This is a genomic window from Cupriavidus sp. WKF15 (genome assembly GCF_029278605.1).
Lineage (GTDB): Bacteria > Pseudomonadota > Gammaproteobacteria > Burkholderiales > Burkholderiaceae > Cupriavidus.
This window is the reverse complement of sequence record NZ_CP119573.1, coordinates 2,178,847-2,196,736: the sequence shown is the minus strand read 5'-3', so window position 1 is coordinate 2,196,736 and position 17,890 is coordinate 2,178,847. Positions and strand designations below refer to the sequence as shown.

Sequence of the window (17,890 nt, the reverse complement as noted above, 5' to 3'; positions counted from 1 at the left end):
TGCCGATTTAATGCTGCGAATGCGCCGAAAGAATTCCAATGCACTTTTCGATCACGTCGCAATAATAAAAAATCGCATCTGGCGCAGCAGCAATCAATAAGAAAACGCCGCGATGATAGGAAGGGATTTCCCCAGCTTCCTTGATCGGTGCCAACAATGCGGGCGTGCCGGGGCTCCGGGACGCTTTCCGAGCGTCGCGCAGGACATCGCCGCACTACGGTCGGAAAACTCCCAACACATAATCAGAAACTACGGATTGTTCCAACGATACGGGGCAATAGAATCGAATTTAAGGTTTTCGTGATTTGATTCTTTTAGTCAATCCAATTGACTGGCAATCACCTCAGAAGAATCACGGGAACCTTTAACCGAGACCCCTTCTATCGAGGCGCACATGATCATGACAAGCTGCCCGCCATCGCTCGAATCGATTCCGTGCTGCGCCGGATGCTCCATGGCGCGCTTTTGCCTGTTAGGCGAACGGGTGCCCGACACCATCAAGCAAGGCGAGCTGGCACACCGCGTGGTCCGTCTGCGCAAGGGCGAGCCGCTCTATCTGCTCGGTGATCCGGTCACCGCCCTGTTCGCGATCCGCGTAGGCACGGTCAAGACGCATGTCGCCACGGAAGATGGCCGCACGCAGGTGGTCGGCTTTCACTTCCCGGGCGAGATGGTGGGCCTGGACAGCATCGGCCGCCGCCGGTACGCCTCGTACGCGACCGCGCTGGAAGACACCAAGGTTTGCATGATCCCCATGGATGCCTTGCGCGCACTGGCCGCGTCCACGCCGGCACTCGCCAGCCGCGTATTCCTTGCGCTGGACCGCCAGGCCCAGCGCACGCGGGGGTTGCAGACCCTGCTGGCGCTGATGACGGCTGAAGAGCGCCTGGTCACGTTCCTGCTGTGGATTTCCGAAGGACTGTCCGCGCGCGGCTTCTCGTCCAGCGAATTCATCCTGCGTATGAGCCGCGAGGAGATCGGCAGCTATATCGGCCTGACGCTGGAAACCGTCAGCCGGCAGTTTTCCCGGCTCGCGGAATGCGGTCTGATCCGGGTCAAGCACCGCAGCGTGGCGCTGGTCGACAAGGCGGGGCTGCGCGCCATCGCTGCCCGTCCGGCGATCTCCGCGGTACCCCCTGGGCCAGGCAGCCGGCGCGCAGCGCAGCGCGCGCAGGCACAGGGAGCAGGAGCATTGGTGCCCGCGAAGGCGTGGACGGCCCCGACCTTGCCGCAGTCCGCCGCCGGTGCCAGGCATGCAGAAGTGAAGATGAATCCGTTCGCTTGGGAGGCTGGCAATGGACAACAGTGACCTGGTAGGTGAGATCAAGGACGTCAACCTGGGCTATCTGCTGCTGGTGCAGCGCCTGATGCGCCAGAACGAGCCAGAGGCCCTGTTAAGGCTCGGCATCCGCAAGGAGGTCGGGCAGGCGCTGGCTTTGTTGACCCCGGCGCAACTGCTTGGTCTGGCGCGCTCGAGCATGGTGCTGTGCCGCTTCCGCCTTGATAACGATGCATTGCTCGAATCGCTGGCGGGCATCAGGCCCCGGCACGAGCTGTGCAATATGCATACGGCCATCGTGCTGGCCGCACAAGCCCTGGAGGAGGGAAGATGAAGACCACCGCGCAACCTGCCCCGGCCCGCAGTGCCTTGCAGGATGCCTGCGACACGCAGCTCGCCATCGAGCTGATCGGACTGGGGGCGCGCCCGCAGGTCGTGGAGGCCGAAGTGGCGCTGTCGCGCAGCCGCGTGTACCGCTTGTATCGCGAGCTGACCGGGGGATCGCCGCCAAAAGGCATGCTGCCATTCTCCGCGGACTGGTTCGTGACCTGGCGGCCCAACGCGCATGCTTCCTATCTGCTGAGCGTCCATGAGTTCATGCAGCAGCGGGCCGGGCTGCGAGGCATACGCGCCGTGCTGAACAGCTACCGCGTGTATGCGGACCACATGCGCGCCAGCAACGAGGCATGCCTGATCAGCTTCACGCGATTCTGGACGCTGGTGCGCTTCATGGACGGCGGGTTGCTGCAATTGTCCACGTGCCATTGCTGCGGCGGCCGCTATGTCACGCATGCCCACGAGCCGCTGCGTTCGTTTGTCTGCAGCCTGTGCGAACCACCGTCACGGGTGCGCCGCGGCGTACGCCGCACGCCTGCGGCCGGCGTGGCCGAACAGGCGCCGCCCATCCTGGGGGACTTGCCGGCCGTTGCCGGACCGGCATTCGGGATGGTGCCTGCCCTACGAGCGCGGCCGTACTAGCGCGGTCGCCATGGGCATTGTTGCAACTGGATACGCGCCCGGCTGCCCGGGCCGCGCCACTGACACCGGAGGCCCCATGACAGGCAATGGATCTGTTTATCCCGAGACGCTACTGCCGCCGGCGCACGCCGGCGCCTTGCACAGGCTCGGACCGACGTTGCTGCCGATCGCCCGTACCGAGTTCAGCGCGCCCGTGAGGTTGCGGGACATCGTCAACGCGCTGGGCGGCGATGAAGAGCGTGAGCGATGCGTGCGGGTTGGCCTGGAGGTACTGGAAAGTGCCGGCCAGAGGCCGGCACACGCGGTGATCACCACGGGACCGGGGCGCCGGGCCAGCCTGGATTTCTATGTCGAGGCGGACTGCGCAAGCTGTTGCGAACTGGACGGCGCGCTGCAGACCGGGCTGGCGGAACGCATCACCAGCGTGTTGCCGCCGGGGCTGTCGCTGGGCGTTCATCCGCTGGCAGAGTATGCGCAGCAGGCCGGGGCGGAGACCGACCACGGCACCGCCGAGCGCTTCCGGGCCGGCGCGCGCGACCTGTTGCTGCGCGGGGGGGAAATGAACCGGCGCCTGTCGGTGCTTTGTGCCTACCTTTGCGCCATGTACGAGGCACGCGCGGCGGCTGGCTGCCTGGGCTACCTCGACCAGAGCCTGCTGGAAGATGGCCAGGAGGCCCTGAGCTGGCGCTTGCGGCGGCACCGCAGCGTGGAAGGACGGGCGCTGGCCCAGCGGCTGGAGCGCCTCTCGCACGCTGCCGAGAGCGCGCTCTATGAGTTCGGTACCCGTTTCAGCTTCGAGCACGCAGCCTACCAGTTCGAGCTGATGCGGCGCTTCCACGAACAGCTCGAACGATTCCGCGAGACCTGCCGGCCGGATGCCGGCGAGTGGCCGAACCTGGCCCGCCGCCCGGCCCGCGCCAATGGCAAGCGCTAACCGCCGCGCGGCGGGCGCCGGTCAGATGCCGGCCATGCAGGTGTACTTGATCACCAGGTAGTCCTCGATGCCGTAGTGCGAGCCCTCTCGGCCGACACCGGACTGCTTCACGCCGCCAAACGGCGCGACCTCGTTGGAGATCAGCCCCGTGTTCACGCCGACCATGCCGTATTCGAGCCGCTCCGAGACGCGCCAGACGCGGCCGAGGTCGCGCGCATAGAAGTAGCTGGCCAGGCCGAACTCCGTGTCATTGGCCATGGCCACGACATCGTCCTCGGTCGTGAAGCGGAACAGCGGCGCCAGCGGACCAAAGGTTTCTTCGCGCGCGACCAGCATGCCGGGCGCGACGTCGGCCAGGATGGTCGGCTCGAAGAACGTATGGCCAAGCCCGTGCCGATGACCGCCCTGCAACACGCGTGCGCCCTTGCCAAGCGCATCCGCGATATGCTCTTCGACCTTGGCCACGGCCTTCTCATCGATCAGCGGGCCGATGCGCACGCCTTCGTCCATGCCATTGCCGACCTTCAGCGCGGCGACTGCTGCCACCAGCTTCTGCGCGAATGCGTCGTAGACCTTGTCCTGCACATAGATCCGGTTCGCGCAGACGCAGGTCTGGCCGGCGTTCCGGTACTTGGAGATGATGGCGCCCTCGACCGCGGCATCCAGGTCGGCATCGTCGAACACGATAAAGGGCGCATTGCCGCCGAGTTCCATCGACACTTTCTTGATGGTGGATGCGGTCTGCGCCATCAGCACGCGGCCTACCTCGGTGGAACCCGTGAACGTCAGCTTGCGCACCAGCGGGTTGCTGCTCAGTTCGCCGCCGATGGCTCCCGCCGAGCCCGTGATCACCGACAGGACACCGGCCGGGATACCGGCCCGCTCCGCCAGCGCCGCCAGTGCCAGCGCCGTCAGCGGGGTTTGCGACGCTGGCTTGACTACCATGGTGCAGCCGGCGGCCAGCGCCGGGCCGGCCTTGCGCGTGATCATGGCTGCCGGGAAGTTCCAGGGGGTAATCGCCGCGCAGACGCCCACAGGCTCCTTGGTCACCACGATGCGCTGGTTGCTGACCGGCGCGGGAATCGTTTCGCCGTAAACGCGCTTGCCTTCCTCGGCAAACCATTCGATGAACGACGCCGCGTAGGCGATCTCGCCCTTGGCCTCGGCAAACGGCTTGCCTTGCTCGGCGGTCATGATGCGCGCCAGGTCATCCTGGTTGGCCAGGATCAGTTCGAACCACTTGCGCAGCAGCGCCGAACGTTCCTTGGCCAGGCGCGCGCGCCACGCCGGCAGCGCGCGGTTGGCGGCCTCGACCGCCTGGCGGGCCTCCGCGGCGCCGAACTGCGGCACTTGCGCCACGCGCTCGCCCGTGGCCGGGTTGGTAACGTCGATGTGGCGTTCGCCGTCGGTCCAGCGTCCGTCGATATAGCACTGCTGGCGCAGCAGGGTGGGGTCTTGGAGCTTCAGCATGATCGTTCGTCCGTTGAAAAGACTGCCGGTAGGGGATGGCGCGATCAAAGCATTGTAATCGGCACCGCGCAGCCTGGCGGGTCAGCCCGGTGTGGTGTTTGCGGGCCACCACTGTCCGGCGACGGCTGGAATCCCGCCGATAAGATGTCAGGTGTCTGGCTTCAAGCACGGAACACGCCAGCCTGACGCGGCAGGCTGGGTGCGTTGTGACCGGGCCTGGAAGGCTAGGCGGCTCTGCGGCACGACAATGGTCTCAAAGGCCGATACAGCACGCCAGGGGCCGCATCAATTGGCCTTCGGACGATCGGGCTCGATGCCCCAGTCGCCAAACTCCAGCCAGTCGTCGCCGAGCAACTCCGCAGGATGCTGGGTGCGGCTCGAGCCATTGCCGCAGCCCATGGCGTCCACCGGACAATACTTGTCGCAGCCCCAGCAGATGCGCTCGGGATGGCTCGGATGCAGCGGGAATTTCTTTGCCATGGTGACAGGCACGCGACCATGTGCCGATGTAACGAGAATGTGGCAATCAGTATGGCGCGACGATGCGGTGCCTCGTTTGCCGTAAATCAAGTCGCGAGGATCGCCACCGAACGAAGCTTCAGCCTGAATGCTGCAAGCGGCTCAGAAGGAGAGCACCTGGGCCGCCAGCTTCGTCAGCACGCCGCTGCCCAGGCAAAGCACCACCCACCCGGCCAGGATCAGTGCGTTGTCACGAACAGTCATGGGGATCTCCTGTCTCGTTTCGCTCGTTTCGCTCGTTTCGCGATTGCGCCTGCGTCAGGCGTGCGCGCCGTCGCTGTAGGGGTCAAAGCTGCGCGCCGGGCTGGCCGAAACGCCGCTGCGCTCCAGGCCGGCTACCGTGCGGGCGCCGTCGGTGTAGGGGTCTGCTGTCCGGAACTGGTAACCGTAGCGGTCGCCGGCATGGGCATCGGCGACGAAGCGGGCGCCGTCGCTATACGGATCCGCATTGCGCACGCGGAACTCGTAGCCATAGCGATCCCCGGCGTGCGTGCTCGTCGACGGGGCGGCATGGGCAACGCCGACTGCCGCGGCGAGCGACAGCAGAAGGGCGGAAGCAACGGTACGGACAACGGTAGTGCTCGACATGATGATCTCCGGTTTGGTTGAATTTTTCAGAACGCTTCCTGTTTCAGGTGTGTCGTTCGTGTAAGCAACTATAGGCCAGAGATCCCGGTGCTTCCGGGGTTTGCTCAGGATGTCTTATTCAAATATTTTGAATTTCTGCGAACGTCGACATGGCGGTGAAAAGAAACAAAAAAAGCCGGAGGCGGCATCAGGAAATGCCAACCTCCGGCTCCTGGCAGGCACCGTCGGTGCCCGCGGGTCGGATGTGCCGATCAGGCCTGGACCGATGCCAGGGCTGCGTTCAGCGTCTTGCTCGGGCGCATCACGGCGGACAGCTTTTCAGCGTCCGGCATGTAGTAGCCGCCGATGTCCACGGGCTTGCCCTGCACGTCGGACAGTTCGCCGACAATGGTCTTCTCGTTGTCGGTGAGCTGCTTGGCCAGCGGCGCGAACGTCGCTGCCAGGCCGGCGTCTTCGGTTTGCGCGGCGAGTTCCTGGGCCCAGTACATGGCCAGGTAGAACTGGCTGCCGCGGTTGTCGAGCTGGCCGGTCTTGGGCGACGGGCTCTTGGCGTTGTCCAGCAGCTTGCCGGTGGCGGCGTCCAGCGTCTTGGCCAGGATCTTCGCCTTGTCGTTGCCCGACTTGATGCCAAGCTCTTCCAGCGACACGGCCAGCGCCAGGAATTCACCCAGCGAGTCCCAGCGCAGGTGGTTTTCTTCCACGAGCTGCGCCACGTGCTTCGGCGCCGAACCGCCAGCACCGGTTTCGTACATGCCGCCACCGGCCATCAGCGGGACGATCGACAGCATCTTGGCGCTGGTGCCCAGTTCCATGATCGGGAACAGGTCGGTCAGGTAGTCGCGCAGGATGTTGCCGGTCACCGAGATGGTGTCCAGGCCGCGGATCACGCGCTCGAGCGTGTAACGCATGGCGCGGACCTGCGACATGATATGGATCTCGAGGCCCTTGGTGTCGTAATCCTTCAGGTAGGTTTCCACCTTCTTGATCAGCTCGGCCTCGTGCGGACGGTACGGGTCCAGCCAGAACACGGCCGGCATGCCCGAGTTGCGCGCGCGCGTGACGGCAAGCTTGACCCAGTCGCGGATCGGCGCGTCCTTGACCTGGCACATGCGCCAGATGTCGCCCGTCTCGACCTTCTGCGTCAGGGCCGTCAGCACTTCACCGGTGGCGTTGTCGACGATGCGGGCTTCGCCGTCTTCGGGGATCTCGAAGGTCTTGTCGTGCGAGCCGTACTCTTCGGCCTTTTGCGCCATCAGGCCCACGTTCGGCACGGTACCCATCGTCACCGGATCAAAGGCGCCGTTGGTCTTGCAGAAGTTGATGATTTCCTGATAGATACGGGCGAAGGTCGATTCCGGGATCAGGCACTTGGTGTCCTTGGTGCGGCCATCGGCGCCCCACATCTTGCCGCCGATACGGATCATGGCCGGCATCGAGGCGTCGACGATCACGTCGTTCGGTGCGTGCAGGTTCGAGATACCCTTGGCCGAGTCCACCATCGCCAGTTCCGGGCGATGCTCATGGCAGGCGTGCATGTCGCGGATGACTTCTTCGCGCTTCGATTCCGGCAGCGCCTCGATCTTGGTGTACAGGTCGACCAGGCCGTTGTTGACGTTCACGCCCAGTTCGTCGAACAGCTTCTGGTGCTTGGCAAAGGCGTCCTTGTAGAAGACCTTGACCGCGTGGCCGAACACGATCGGGTGCGACACCTTCATCATCGTGGCCTTGACGTGCAGGCTCAGCATGACGCCGGTCTTGCGCGCGTCTTCCATCTGGTCTTCGTAGAAGGCCAGCAGGGCCTTCTTGCTCATGAACATGCTGTCGATGACCTCGCCGGCCAGCAGCGCGACCTTCGGCTTCAGCACGATGGTCTTGCCGCTCTTGGTCAGGAGCTCCATGCGGACTTCGCGCGCCTTGTCCAGCGTGATCGACTTCTCGCCGTGATAGAAGTCGCCGTGCTTCATGTGGGCCACGTGCGTGCGCGAGGCCATGCTCCACTCGCCCATGCTATGCGGGTGCTTGCGCGCGTAGTTCTTGACGGCGGCCGGAGCGCGGCGATCGGAGTTGCCCTCGCGCAGGACCGGGTTCACGGCGCTGCCCAGGCACTTGGAGTAGCGCTTCTGGATGGCCTTCTCTTCCTCGGTCTTCGGGTCCTCGGGGTAGTCGGGAACCTTGTAGCCCTTGGACTGCAGTTCCTTGATGGCGTTGACCAGCTGGAACACCGATGCGCTGATGTTCGGCAGCTTGATGATGTTGGTGTCTTCCAGCTGGGTCAGGCGGCCCAGTTCGGCCAGGTTGTCCGGAACGCGCTGTTCTTCGGCCAGGAACTCGGGGAACTCGCCGAGGATACGGGCGGCTACCGAGATGTCGCTGGTCGCGACTTCAACACCGGCCGGCTTGGTGAACGTGCGGATGATGGGTAGGAAAGCACTGGTCGCCAGCAGGGGGGCTTCGTCAGTCAGGGTGTAGATGATGGTGGGTTGCTGCGTACTCATTGCTTGCCTCTGGATCGGGGGGATGTCAAAGAATAGAACCACGCGCCGGGGACCGGACCATTCGGCCCCCGGCAAACACAGAATTTTGCCTGACTTTGCTTTCAGGCGGCTGACTTCCACCGCATTTCTTGCGCGGAAATTGCCAGCGCGCCCAAATTTGGTGCGAAAATCGGGTGCCAAACCGGTCACATTTGGCAGGCGAGGCCAAATTCCCGATGTCACACCGTCCGGCCGAAATATTTTGGCATCGCCAAGCGTTTACCCCTGGAGCCGCCGGGCAGATCGTGCGGCGGGCGACTATGCTGAGTTCGTGGGCCGCGGGCGCCACGGCGCGGGCCCGCACTGGAGAAAGGTTATGCAATTCCGAAATGGCAGTTGGCTGGCAGCCGCCGCTCTCGTGCTGAGCGCCTGCGCAACGCTGCAGCCGGTCGAGACCGGCCAGAAGATGATCGGCAGTTCCGAGGCCAGCGTGCGCGGCGCCTTTGGCAAGCCCACGGAGACCTACCCGCTCAGCGACGGCACCAGCCGCTGGATCTACTCAAAGCAGCCGCTGGGCTTCATGGTCTACGCCGCGGATTTCGATGCGGGCGGCAAGCTGACGAACTTTCGCCAGATGCTGACGGAGGCGGAGATCTACACCGCGCGCCCCGGTGTCTGGACCAAGCGCGATGTGGCCGAGCGCTTCGGCATGCCGCGTGAACCGGTGCAGTATTACCCGCTGATGAAGCGGGAAGCGTGGTCGTACCGCCTGTACGTCGCCGGCTACCAGCCGGCTCACTTCAGCGCCTATTTTGACGACCGGGGCGTGCTGGACCGCACCATGATCATCGTGGATCCGCTTGGCGGCGACGCGCGCGACAGCGGAAAGTAAGGGCACCGGCAGCGCTCAGGCGTTGCCGGATTCGTCATCCGCCAGCACCCAGCGGTCGGGCGCGTCCTCATGGGCAGCCGTGAGCAGAATGGCCTGGCCGCAGTCTTCGCACCGGTACGCGAATGCATTCTGCCCCGTGGCCGTACGCACCTGGCCGCACTTGACCAGTCGGGGGTGGGGTGGAAAATGGCCGGGGCGGTCGACCAGCGCCTGGCAGAGCGCGCATAGGGACATAGCTGACTCCGAAATGGTGGTTCCCTGAATACTGAAAATGCTGTACTGCAGCATTTTCAGTATAGGAGGTCGCTGCAGCCATCGCGACGACAAGCCCAGGGAGAAATGCGGACTGAAAAACGCCCAGCAGAATTTGTGCGCAATTTCTGTACTGTATTCCCGGCCATATCTCCCCAAATAAATGACTTCATCGCTACGCGATAATCCGATCGCCGTGGCTGGCCATTCGCACGGAAACTCACAGCCTATCGACAGGGTTCGGTATCAAAAACCCGTCAAAATGGCCTGAAACAATATCTACCCTTCACAAATCGACATTTGAAAAAGGCCTTGTCGATACCAGGTCAAAGCGCCTGAGACGCATGCATCTTGTTGCGTAGATTCAGCGACAAATGAAATAACTTGGCGAAAAGACTGACATCACGAAATTTTGTAGTCAACTGGGTGCATTGGGGTAAATGACTAGGATGTCCTACTTCATGTCCTATTGAGACGGGAATAGCGACTGATATACCTTTATCGTCACTCCGACGATTCACCGGCAGCCAGAAGCCGGGTCTGTCGTGGCCGGGTATTGCCGTCGCGAGATAACGACCGCAGCAACGCCCCCGGATAACCCAAAAAATGATGATGGACAGCTCACCCCGTTCGCCGATGCCCCGCTACCACCAGATCTACGTGGCGCTGCGCCACCAGATCGTGAGCGGACTCTATGACAGATGCGGCTTGCCCCCCGAACTCAGGCTGATGGAGCAATACCAGGTGGCGCGGGTGACGGTGCGCCGCGCCATCATTGAGCTGGTCAGGGAAGGCATGGTCTATCGGCGGCCCGGGCAAGGCACCTTCGTCAAGCTTGACCACCCGAGCCGCGCGGAAATGGAGCCGTCGATTCAGGGGCCGCTGGATAGCCTGATTGCCTCGGCGGCGCAGACCACCGTGCGCATGCTGGCGTACGGGCTGGAGCCATGCCCCGCCGATGCCGCCGCCGGGCTGTCGCTGGCGGAGGGACAGAAAGCCCTGCGGGTCATGGGGCTGCGCTGCCATCAGGGCAAGCCGGCATCGCTGATCACAACCTACCTGCCTGCCCATATGGCGCCGTTGCTGACGCCGCATGACCTCGATCAACAACAGCCCATGCTCTCGCTGCTTGAGCAAGGCGGCATACGCATCGGCGACGCCGAGCAATTGTTGTCGAGTTGCGCGGCAGACGCGGTCTCGGCGCCGCTGCTGGAAGAGCCGGTGGGCGCGGCACTGCTGTCCGTGGTGCGGGTCGTGCGGGACATTGACGGTTATCCGGTCCAGTGGCTTCGGGGCCTGTACCGGCCGCATTGCCATGCCTACCGCATGGCGCTCACGCGCGTGGGCGAGGCCACCGCGTGGGTCTGGCTGGCCGGCGATATCACGGCCAGTGTGCGGTGAGCCGGTGGCGGCGCAAGCGGGGCAGGCATGAACATTCATGATCCGGCCCGGCGCCCGGGGGACGCGCCGCGTGCGCCTTCCCGCTTTCCCGAATTCCTGTTTGCCGGCAAGGCTGGCTGCCAGTGCTGCATCCTTGTGTCTGCTGCCGCGGGACTGCCCCGCGCGTGGCGGCGGTACTTGTCGCGCTACGGGGCCCGCCGGGTGGCGGGACGCGACAACCGGGGTGGAGCCGGGGCGCCGCGCATCGAGCGGATGCGCGGCCGTCTGGCAGTCATTGCCGCGCTTGCCGCTTCGGCGGCAGCGGCCGGCGTCTTTTACACGCAGTTCCTGCGGAGTCCCGCGCTGCATGGTCCTTGCGGGCCCGTCCGGTGCGTGGTGCCCATGCCGTGCGCGGCCGCGGAGCCTCGCGCATGAAGCGGGACGTCATCATTGCCGCCGACGCGCTGAGCCTTTGGCTTGACGGCCGTGCCGTGCTGGACAACGTCCGGCTGGCCGTCGGCCGCGGACGCGTCACGGCACTGGAGGGCCCGGCCGGCGCGGGAAAGTCGGCGCTGCTGGGCATCCTGGCGGGCAAGCTGTCGCCGTACAGCGGCACCGTGGAGATAGACGGGCAAAGCATTGCCGGCATGTCCCCTCATGCATTGGCCCGGCTGGGGGTGCGCTATGTCGGTCCCCCCGGACGAGTGGCAGGCGCCCGGACGGTGCACGATTGCATTGCGCTCGGCGCGCAAGTGCATGTACGGGGCCACCATGTCGCACGCGCGCAGGCGGACGAAGTGGCGCGACGGCTGGGCCTGGAGTTCCAGTTGGACAAGGCCGCTGCCAGTCTGCGGCCGGCACTCAGCAAGCGCCTGGCGCTCGCATGCGCCATCGCAGCGCGCGCGCATTTGCTGCTGCTTGACGAGATCATGGCGGGCCTCAATGCCGCGGAGGCGGCACGCATGGCAGCCACGATCCGCGGCCTGCGTACCGACGCGGCGACAGTGCTGATGGCCGAGCGTGCCATGCCCCATGCCGCGATGGTGGCGGACGATGTACTGGTGCTGGCAGACGGCAAGCTGGTCGCATCGAGCAGCGCCGCTGCCAGGGAGAGCGTCAAGGCGCCCGCCACGGAGCAGGGCGGCAGGGAGCCGGCGCCGCCATGACGCCATGACGCCAAGGCGTCCACCGGTCGACGTGGCCGTCAGCGAAGCCGGACTGCGCGACGTACCGCCGTAGCGCTATACCAGCAGGCGGGATTTCCGCCCTGGACGCCCGCCCGCGCAACGAAGACTTGCCCTATGGCGTTCGACGCACCAAAGTAATAGAAGGCCGATCGGGCCGGTCATCCACCGGAGACTGCGCATGGGCAAGAAGAAGCAGGGAGAGCGCGAAGCAGACGATGCCGGCGTTGCCGGCGGGAAAATGACGGGCAAGCAGTACGACGAGGAGCTGTACCGGCTGCATGTCGAGCTGGTCAAGCTGCAGGACTGGGTCAAGGCTACCGGCGCCAAGGTCTGCATCCTGTTCGAAGGCCGCGACGGCGCCGGCAAGGGCGGCGTGATCAAGGCCATGACCGAGCGCGTGAGTCCGCGCGTGTTCCGCGTGGTGGCGCTGCCGGCGCCAACCGAGCGCGAAAAGAGTCAGATGTATATACAGCGCTATATCCCCCACCTGCCCGCCGCCGGAGAAATCGTGATCTTCGACCGCAGCTGGTACAACCGGGCCGGCGTGGAACGGGTCATGGGATTTTGCAGCGACGAGCAGGTGGACGACTTCCTGCGTGCTGTGCCACTGGTCGAGCAGGCCATCATCCAGTCGGGCGTGGTGCTGCTGAAATACTGGCTGGAAGTCAGCGAGGCAGAGCAGACGCGCAGGCTGCAGGATCGCATTAACGACCAGCGCAAGACCTGGAAGCTGACCGACATGGACCTGAAGTCGTACTCGCGCTGGTACGACTATTCGCGCGCGCGCGATGCCATGTTCGCGGCGACGGACACTGACGAATCGCCCTGGTTCGTGACCCGCTCCGACGACAAGCGGCGCGCCCGGCTGAACATCATCAGCCATATGCTGGACCGTATTCCGTATGAAGCGGTCCCCCGTAAAAAGCCGAAACTGCCGGCCCGGCAGAAAACGGAAGGCTACAAAGAGCCGGATTATCCGTACCGGCGCGTGCCGGAGCGCTTCTAGTCCGGCGGTATTGGTACCGCAATACGGCCCGGAAGGCCGCCCGGATCCTCGCCTGGCAGCAGCCGGATGGCGTCGTGGCCCACAACGCGTGCGAGGCGCTGCGGCTGACGGCAACGACGCCGGGCGCCGGCCTGTCAGGCTAACTCGCGCTCTGCCGCCTGCGGCACCGCCACCGGCGCGTGGACGCGCGCGTGCTGCACCGCCGGATAGCCGGCCGAGAACACCAGCCGGCCCGCGCACCAGGTATGCGTCACCAGCGGCTGGCCCGCTACGCCCGCCACCGCAATCACGTCGGCGCGCGCACCGGGCACCAGCCGGCCACGGTCGGCCAGCATGCACGCATCGGCCGGATTGGCCGTGACCAGCGCCAGGGCCTGGTTCAGCGGCAGCCCCGCCTGTTGCGCGGCGGCGAAGGCGGCGGCGATCAGCGTCGACGGCTGGTAGTCCGAGCACAGGATATGGCCGACGCCCGCATGGATGGCGTCGATCGCGCGCATCGAGCCGCTCTGGCTCTTGCCGCGCAGCACGTTGGGCGCCCCTAGGATGGTCGGCAACGCCCGCTCGGCGGCGGCCTGAGCCGTTTCGACATTGATCGGGAACTCGCTCATGCGCACGCCGAGCGCATGCATGGCGGCAATGCGCTGCGGAGAATCGTCGTCGTGGCTGGCGGTAGGGATCTGCAGGCCCTGCGCCGCCGCCAGCAGGCGCTGCACGCGCTCGTTGGCACCTTCGAGCTCTGCGGTTTTCTTCTGCGCGGCGTCGACGGCTTCCTCGCGGCTCATGCCATGGTTGCCCATCATGTACGACAGGTAGGCGTCCAGCGTCTTGAACTGGCCTTGCCCGGGCGAATGGTCCATGACCGAGAGCAGGTCGACCACGCCTTCGGCCATCAGTGCTTCGAGCACCGGCACGGCGCTGGCGTCGGTCACTTCATAGCGGCAATGGATGCGGTTGTCGACCAGGCTGTGGCTGCGGTAAGCGGCCACGGTGCGCACGAGCGTGGAGGCCGTGTCGTTGTTGCGCACGCCGAACTGGTTGCTCGCGAACGACAGCGCGTGGTACGGCGTCGTGATGCCGGCGGCGGCGTTGCGGCGGTCCACCTGGGCCACGGCGAAATCGAGCGGGAACATCACGCCCGCGCGCGGCTCGGCTTCCTTTTCGATGGCATCGGAATGGACATCGATCAGGCCGGGCATCACGGTGTGTCCGCGCAGGTCGAAGACCTGTGCGGAGGCCGGCACGGCATGCGCTGCCGGTTCGATCGCGGCAATGCGGCCATGCTCGATCAGCAGGGCGCTGTCGGGCAGCACGCGGTCGGGCAGTACCAGGGTGGCGTGCGTCAGGTAGGTGGAAGACATGTCCGGTTCCTGTATCGGTTGGCAGGGTAATCAGGCGATGGCGGCGGCCGGCTGCAGCGGCAGCAGGCGCGTGGCGACGGCTTCGCGCACGGCGTCGTCATGGAAGATGCCGATCAGGCAGCGGCCTTCGGCCAGCGCCTCGCGGATCAGCTCCACCACCACGGCGCGATTGTCGGCATCCAGCGAGGCAGTCGGCTCGTCGAGCAGCAGGATCGGGTGTCCGCCGATCAGCCCGCGCGCAATGTTCACGCGCTGCTGCTCGCCGCCCGAGAACGTGGCCGGCGGCAGGTCCCACAACCGGCGCGGCAGGTTCAGGCGCTCCAGCAGCGCGGCGGCGCGGGCACGGGCCTCGTCGCGGCCGGTGCCACGCTGCTGCAGCGGATCGGCCACCACGTCGAGCGCGGCCACGCGCGGGATCGCGCGCAGGAACTGGCTGACATAGCCGATCACGTCGCGGCGCAGCCTCAGGATGACTTGCTCGGGCGCGTGGCTGAGCGTGACCCACGGCGCGTCCGGCGCGGCGGCATCGCGCAGGCGGATGGTGCCTTCGGTGGCCAGGTAGTTGCCATACAGGCAGCGCAGCAGCGTGCTCTTGCCGGTGCCCGACGGGCCCGACAGCACCAGGCACTCGCCGGCAGCCGCGTCGAAATCGATGGCGCGCAGCACAGGCAGGCGGATGCCGCCCTGGTTGTGGAGCGTGAACATCTTGCCGAGGCCGCGGACCTCGATCATGGTTTGCTTGGGTTCGGCGTGTGTCATGGTCAGCCTTGCAGGATGGACGAAACCAGCAACTGCGTGTACGGATGCTGCGGGTCGTCGAGGATCTGGTCGGTCAGGCCTTGCTCCACCACGCGGCCGCCTTGCATGACCAGCGTGCGGTGCGCCAGCAGGCGCGCCACGGCCAGGTCGTGCGTGACGAGGATGGCGGCCAGGTCGAGGTCGGTCACCAGGCGGCGCAGCAGGTCAAGCAGGCGCGCCTGCACCGAGACATCGAGCGACGCCGTCGGTTCGTCCATGAAGACCAGGCGCGGGTGGGTGACCAGGTTGCGCGCGATCTGCAGGCGCTGCTGCATGCCGCCCGAGAACGTGGTGGGCACGTCATCAAGGCGCGCCAGGTCGATTTCCATCTTTTCGAGCCAGGCGCCCGCGATCTCGCGCAAGTCGCCGTAGTGGCGCTCGCCGACAGCCATCAGCCGTTCGGCGATATTGGCGCCGGCGCTGACCTGCATGCGCAGGCCGTCGCGGGCGTGCTGGCGCACGAAGCCCCAGTCGGTGCGCGCCAGCAGGCGCATGCGCGCGCTGGAAAGCGTGGACAGGTCGGTCAGGCCGCTCTCACGCATGTCGTAGCTGACGCTGCCGCGCTGCGGCGGTGCCTGCATCGACAAGGCCTGCAACAGCGTGCTCTTGCCCGAGCCCGATTCGCCCACCACGCACAGCACTTCGCCGGGGTAGAGGTCGAAGCTCACGTCATGGCAGCCGTGCACGCCGTCCCAGGTGCGCGTGAGATGGCGGACGGAAAGCAGCGGGGTGGCGCTCATGGTGCGGCTCCTTCGGCCTGCTGCGCGGCCGTGCGGTCGGTGCGGTCGCTGCAGTATTCCGTGTCCGAGCACACGAACATGCGCGTGCCGGCGTCGTCGGTAATGATCTCGTCGAGGAAGCTGTCGGTCGCGCCGCACTGGGCGCAGCAGTGGCTCCATTTCTCGACGGTGAACGGGTGGTCGGCGAAATCCAGGCTCTTGACCGAGGTGTACGGTGGCACCGCATAGACGCGCTTCTCGCGCCCGGCGCCGAACAGCATCAGCGCGGGGCTGCGGTCGAGCTTCGGGTTGTCGAACTTCGGGATCGGCGAGGGCCGCATCATGTAGCGCTGGTTGACGATCACGGGATAGTCGTAGGTGGTGGCGATATGCCCGTGATGGGCGATGTCCTCGTAGAGCTTGACGTGCATCGAGCCATACTCGGCGAGCGCATGCATGGTGCGGGTCTCGCGTTCGCTCGGCTCCAGCCAGCGCAGCGGCTCGGGAATCGGCACCTGGAACACCATCACCTGGCCCGCGCGCAGCGGCGATTCGGGGATGCGGTGGCGGGTCTGGATGATGCTGGCCTCGGCCGTGCGTTCGGTCGTCTTCACGCCCGTCACGCGGCCGAAGAAGCGGCGGATATTGATGGCGTTGGTGGTGTCGTCCGAACCCTGATCGATGACCTTCAGCACGTCCTGCGTGCCGATGATGGCGGCTGTGACCTGGATGCCGCCCGTGCCCCAGCCATAGGGCAGCGGCATTTCGCGGCTGCCGAACGGCACCTGGTAGCCGGGGATCGCCACGGCCTTGAGCAGCGCGCGGCGCAGCATGCGCTTGGTCGACTCGTCGAGGTAGCCGAAGTTGTAGTGGTCGTCGCGGGCCACGGCGGCCGGCGCGGCGGTAGCGTGGGTCTGACTCATGCCAGCGTCTCCTCCGGGGGCTGGGTAGCGGGTGCGGCAACTGACGGCGCGGCGTCGGGCCGCGCCGATTCCTGCTCCGCGCGCAGGCGGCGCAGCAGTTCCAGGTTGGCCTGGAAGTCCACGTAATGGGGCAGCTTCAGGTGCTGCACGAAGCCGGAGGCCTCGACGTTGTCGCTGTGGTAGAGCATGAATTCCACGTCATTGGCCGGCGCATCGGCGGCTTCGCCAAGCTCGGCGGCGCGCATGGCACGGTCGGCCAGCGCCATCGACATGGCCTTGCGTTCGCCGTAGCCGAACACCAGGCCGTAGCCGCGCGTGAAGCGCGGCGCCTCGCTGGCGTTGCCCGTGAACTGGCTGACCATCTGGCATTCGGTCAGATCGACCTGGCCGATGGTCACGGCAAAGCCCAGCTCTTCGACGAACAGCTCGACTTCGGCCGTGCCGTAGCGGATCTCGGCTGCGAACGGGTGCGAGTTGCCGTAGCCGCGCTGCGTCGAGTAGCCCATCGACAGCAGGAAGCCCTCGTCCGCGCGCGCCAGGTTCTGCAGGCGCGCGGCGCGGCCGGCGGGCAGCGTCAGCGGTTCGCGGGTCAAGTCGGGCGGGGCGGGGTCGCCCGGAGGGATGGCATCGGCCTCGACCAGCTCGTCGGCCTCCAGCAGTGCGGTCACGCGCGGCATGTCGGACGCCAGCGGCTCGGGCGACGGTGCCAGCGGCTCCGGGTCGCGCCCGGCTTCGAGCGAGAAGTCCAGCAGGCGCTGCGTGTAGTCGTAGGTCGGGCCGAGCACCTGTCCGCCGGGGACATCCTTGAAGGTCGACGAGATCCGGCGCTCAAGCCGCATCTTGCCCGTGTCGACCGGCTGGGTGTAGCCAAAGCGCGGCAGCGTGGTGCGGTAGGCGCGCAGCAGGAAGATGGCTTCGATCTGGTCACCCGCGGCCTGCTTGAGCGCCAGCGCCGCCAGGTGCGGGTCGTACAGCGAGCCCTCGGCCATCACGCGCGAGACCGCCAGCGGCATCTGTTCGCGTATCTGCGCCAGCGTCAGCTCGGGCACCGCGGTATCGCCGCGGCGGTAGGCATCGAGCCTCTGGTAGGAATTGAGGATGGCACGCTCGCCTCCCTTGACGGCTACGTACAT

The 17,890-nt window shown here is 65.9% G+C and carries 18 protein-coding genes; 8 read left to right on the top strand and 10 right to left on the bottom strand.

Annotation, left to right across the window (positions count from 1 at the left end; all coding sequences use genetic code 11):
• Nucleotides 1-484 precede the first annotated feature (484 nt).
• The 4 genes from CupriaWKF_RS27395 to CupriaWKF_RS27380 all read left to right on the top strand — a co-directional run bounded on the left by CupriaWKF_RS27395 (nt 485) and on the right by CupriaWKF_RS27380 (nt 3,191).
• Nucleotides 485-1,309: a cyclic nucleotide-binding domain-containing protein gene (locus CupriaWKF_RS27395; protein ID WP_346348609.1), complete on the top strand. Its 825-nt coding sequence runs from the start codon at nt 485-487 to the stop codon at nt 1,307-1,309.
• The gene (flhD, locus tag CupriaWKF_RS27390; RefSeq protein WP_276101567.1) at nt 1,296-1,613 is read left to right on the top strand and encodes a flagellar transcriptional regulator FlhD; all 318 of its coding nucleotides are present in this window, start codon (nt 1,296-1,298) and stop codon (nt 1,611-1,613) included. Before CupriaWKF_RS27395 ends, flhD begins: the two co-directional genes overlap by 14 nt.
• Nucleotides 1,610-2,257 carry a flagellar transcriptional regulator FlhC gene (gene flhC, locus CupriaWKF_RS27385; RefSeq protein ID WP_276101566.1) on the top strand — a complete coding sequence of 216 codons (648 nt, stop codon included), beginning with the start codon at nt 1,610-1,612 and terminating at the stop codon, nt 2,255-2,257. The genes flhD and flhC overlap by 4 nt, the downstream gene beginning before the upstream one ends.
• A 76-nt stretch (nt 2,258-2,333) precedes the next feature.
• Nucleotides 2,334-3,191, top strand: coding sequence for a hypothetical protein (locus CupriaWKF_RS27380; RefSeq protein ID WP_276101565.1), 858 nt, complete (start codon nt 2,334-2,336; stop codon nt 3,189-3,191).
• A gap of 21 nt (nt 3,192-3,212) precedes the next feature.
• Here the strand turns inward: CupriaWKF_RS27380 and gabD are convergent, their stop codons facing one another.
• The 4 genes from gabD to CupriaWKF_RS27360 all read right to left on the bottom strand — a co-directional run bounded on the left by gabD (nt 3,213) and on the right by CupriaWKF_RS27360 (nt 8,263).
• On the bottom strand, nt 3,213-4,661 hold the full coding sequence (gene gabD, locus CupriaWKF_RS27375; RefSeq protein ID WP_276101564.1) for an NADP-dependent succinate-semialdehyde dehydrogenase: 1,449 nt from the start codon (nt 4,659-4,661) through the stop codon (nt 3,213-3,215).
• Between the two features lie 285 nt (nt 4,662-4,946).
• Nucleotides 4,947-5,141 (bottom strand): DUF3079 domain-containing protein, encoded by a 195-nt coding sequence (locus CupriaWKF_RS27370; protein ID WP_276101563.1) that lies wholly within the window; start codon nt 5,139-5,141, stop codon nt 4,947-4,949.
• 297 nt (nt 5,142-5,438) lie between these two features.
• The gene (locus CupriaWKF_RS27365; RefSeq protein WP_276101562.1) at nt 5,439-5,768 is read right to left on the bottom strand and encodes a hypothetical protein; all 330 of its coding nucleotides are present in this window, start codon (nt 5,766-5,768) and stop codon (nt 5,439-5,441) included.
• A 251-nt stretch (nt 5,769-6,019) separates the two neighbouring features.
• Nucleotides 6,020-8,263, bottom strand: coding sequence for an NADP-dependent isocitrate dehydrogenase (locus tag CupriaWKF_RS27360; RefSeq protein ID WP_276101561.1), 2,244 nt, complete (start codon nt 8,261-8,263; stop codon nt 6,020-6,022).
• A gap of 355 nt (nt 8,264-8,618) precedes the next feature.
• Here CupriaWKF_RS27360 and CupriaWKF_RS27355 point away from each other — a divergent pair, with 355 nt between their 5' ends.
• Nucleotides 8,619-9,134, top strand: coding sequence for a hypothetical protein (locus tag CupriaWKF_RS27355; RefSeq protein WP_276101560.1), 516 nt, complete (start codon nt 8,619-8,621; stop codon nt 9,132-9,134).
• A 15-nt stretch (nt 9,135-9,149) separates the two neighbouring features.
• On the opposite strand, the gene CupriaWKF_RS27350 is transcribed toward CupriaWKF_RS27355, so the two are convergent.
• On the bottom strand, nt 9,150-9,368 hold the full coding sequence (locus tag CupriaWKF_RS27350) for a hypothetical protein (RefSeq protein ID WP_276101559.1): 219 nt from the start codon (nt 9,366-9,368) through the stop codon (nt 9,150-9,152).
• A 624-nt stretch (nt 9,369-9,992) separates the two neighbouring features.
• On the opposite strand from CupriaWKF_RS27350, the gene CupriaWKF_RS27345 reads away from it, so the two are divergent.
• From CupriaWKF_RS27345 to ppk2, 3 genes are all read left to right on the top strand, one after another.
• Entirely contained in the window at nt 9,993-10,787 is a 795-nt protein-coding gene (locus CupriaWKF_RS27345; protein ID WP_276101558.1) for a GntR family transcriptional regulator, read from the top strand.
• 410 nt (nt 10,788-11,197) lie between these two features.
• Complete coding sequence (locus CupriaWKF_RS27340; protein ID WP_276101557.1) at nt 11,198-11,932, top strand: ATP-binding cassette domain-containing protein; 735 nt, start codon at nt 11,198-11,200, stop codon at nt 11,930-11,932.
• A gap of 199 nt (nt 11,933-12,131) precedes the next feature.
• Nucleotides 12,132-12,959 carry a polyphosphate kinase 2 gene (gene ppk2, locus CupriaWKF_RS27335; protein ID WP_276101556.1) on the top strand — a complete coding sequence of 276 codons (828 nt, stop codon included), beginning with the start codon at nt 12,132-12,134 and terminating at the stop codon, nt 12,957-12,959.
• 134 nt (nt 12,960-13,093) lie between these two features.
• Here the strand turns inward: ppk2 and CupriaWKF_RS27330 are convergent, their stop codons facing one another.
• Genes CupriaWKF_RS27330 through CupriaWKF_RS27310 form a run of 5 tightly spaced genes read right to left on the bottom strand, consistent with a single transcriptional unit; the run spans nt 13,094 to nt 17,890 of the window.
• Complete coding sequence (locus tag CupriaWKF_RS27330; protein WP_276101555.1) at nt 13,094-14,317, bottom strand: alpha-D-ribose 1-methylphosphonate 5-triphosphate diphosphatase; 1,224 nt, start codon at nt 14,315-14,317, stop codon at nt 13,094-13,096.
• Nucleotides 14,318-14,347: 30 nt separating this feature from the next.
• A complete protein-coding gene (gene phnL, locus CupriaWKF_RS27325; RefSeq protein ID WP_276101554.1) occupies nt 14,348-15,076 on the bottom strand; it encodes a phosphonate C-P lyase system protein PhnL in 729 nt (242 codons plus the stop codon).
• A gap of 2 nt (nt 15,077-15,078) precedes the next feature.
• Nucleotides 15,079-15,855 carry a phosphonate C-P lyase system protein PhnK gene (gene phnK, locus CupriaWKF_RS27320; protein ID WP_276101553.1) on the bottom strand — a complete coding sequence of 259 codons (777 nt, stop codon included), beginning with the start codon at nt 15,853-15,855 and terminating at the stop codon, nt 15,079-15,081.
• The gene (locus CupriaWKF_RS27315) at nt 15,852-16,757 is read right to left on the bottom strand and encodes an alpha-D-ribose 1-methylphosphonate 5-phosphate C-P-lyase PhnJ (RefSeq protein ID WP_276101552.1); all 906 of its coding nucleotides are present in this window, start codon (nt 16,755-16,757) and stop codon (nt 15,852-15,854) included. Before CupriaWKF_RS27315 ends, phnK begins: the two co-directional genes overlap by 4 nt.
• Nucleotides 16,754-17,890: a carbon-phosphorus lyase complex subunit PhnI gene (locus CupriaWKF_RS27310; RefSeq protein ID WP_276101551.1), complete on the bottom strand. Its 1,137-nt coding sequence runs from the start codon at nt 17,888-17,890 to the stop codon at nt 16,754-16,756. Before CupriaWKF_RS27310 ends, CupriaWKF_RS27315 begins: the two co-directional genes overlap by 4 nt.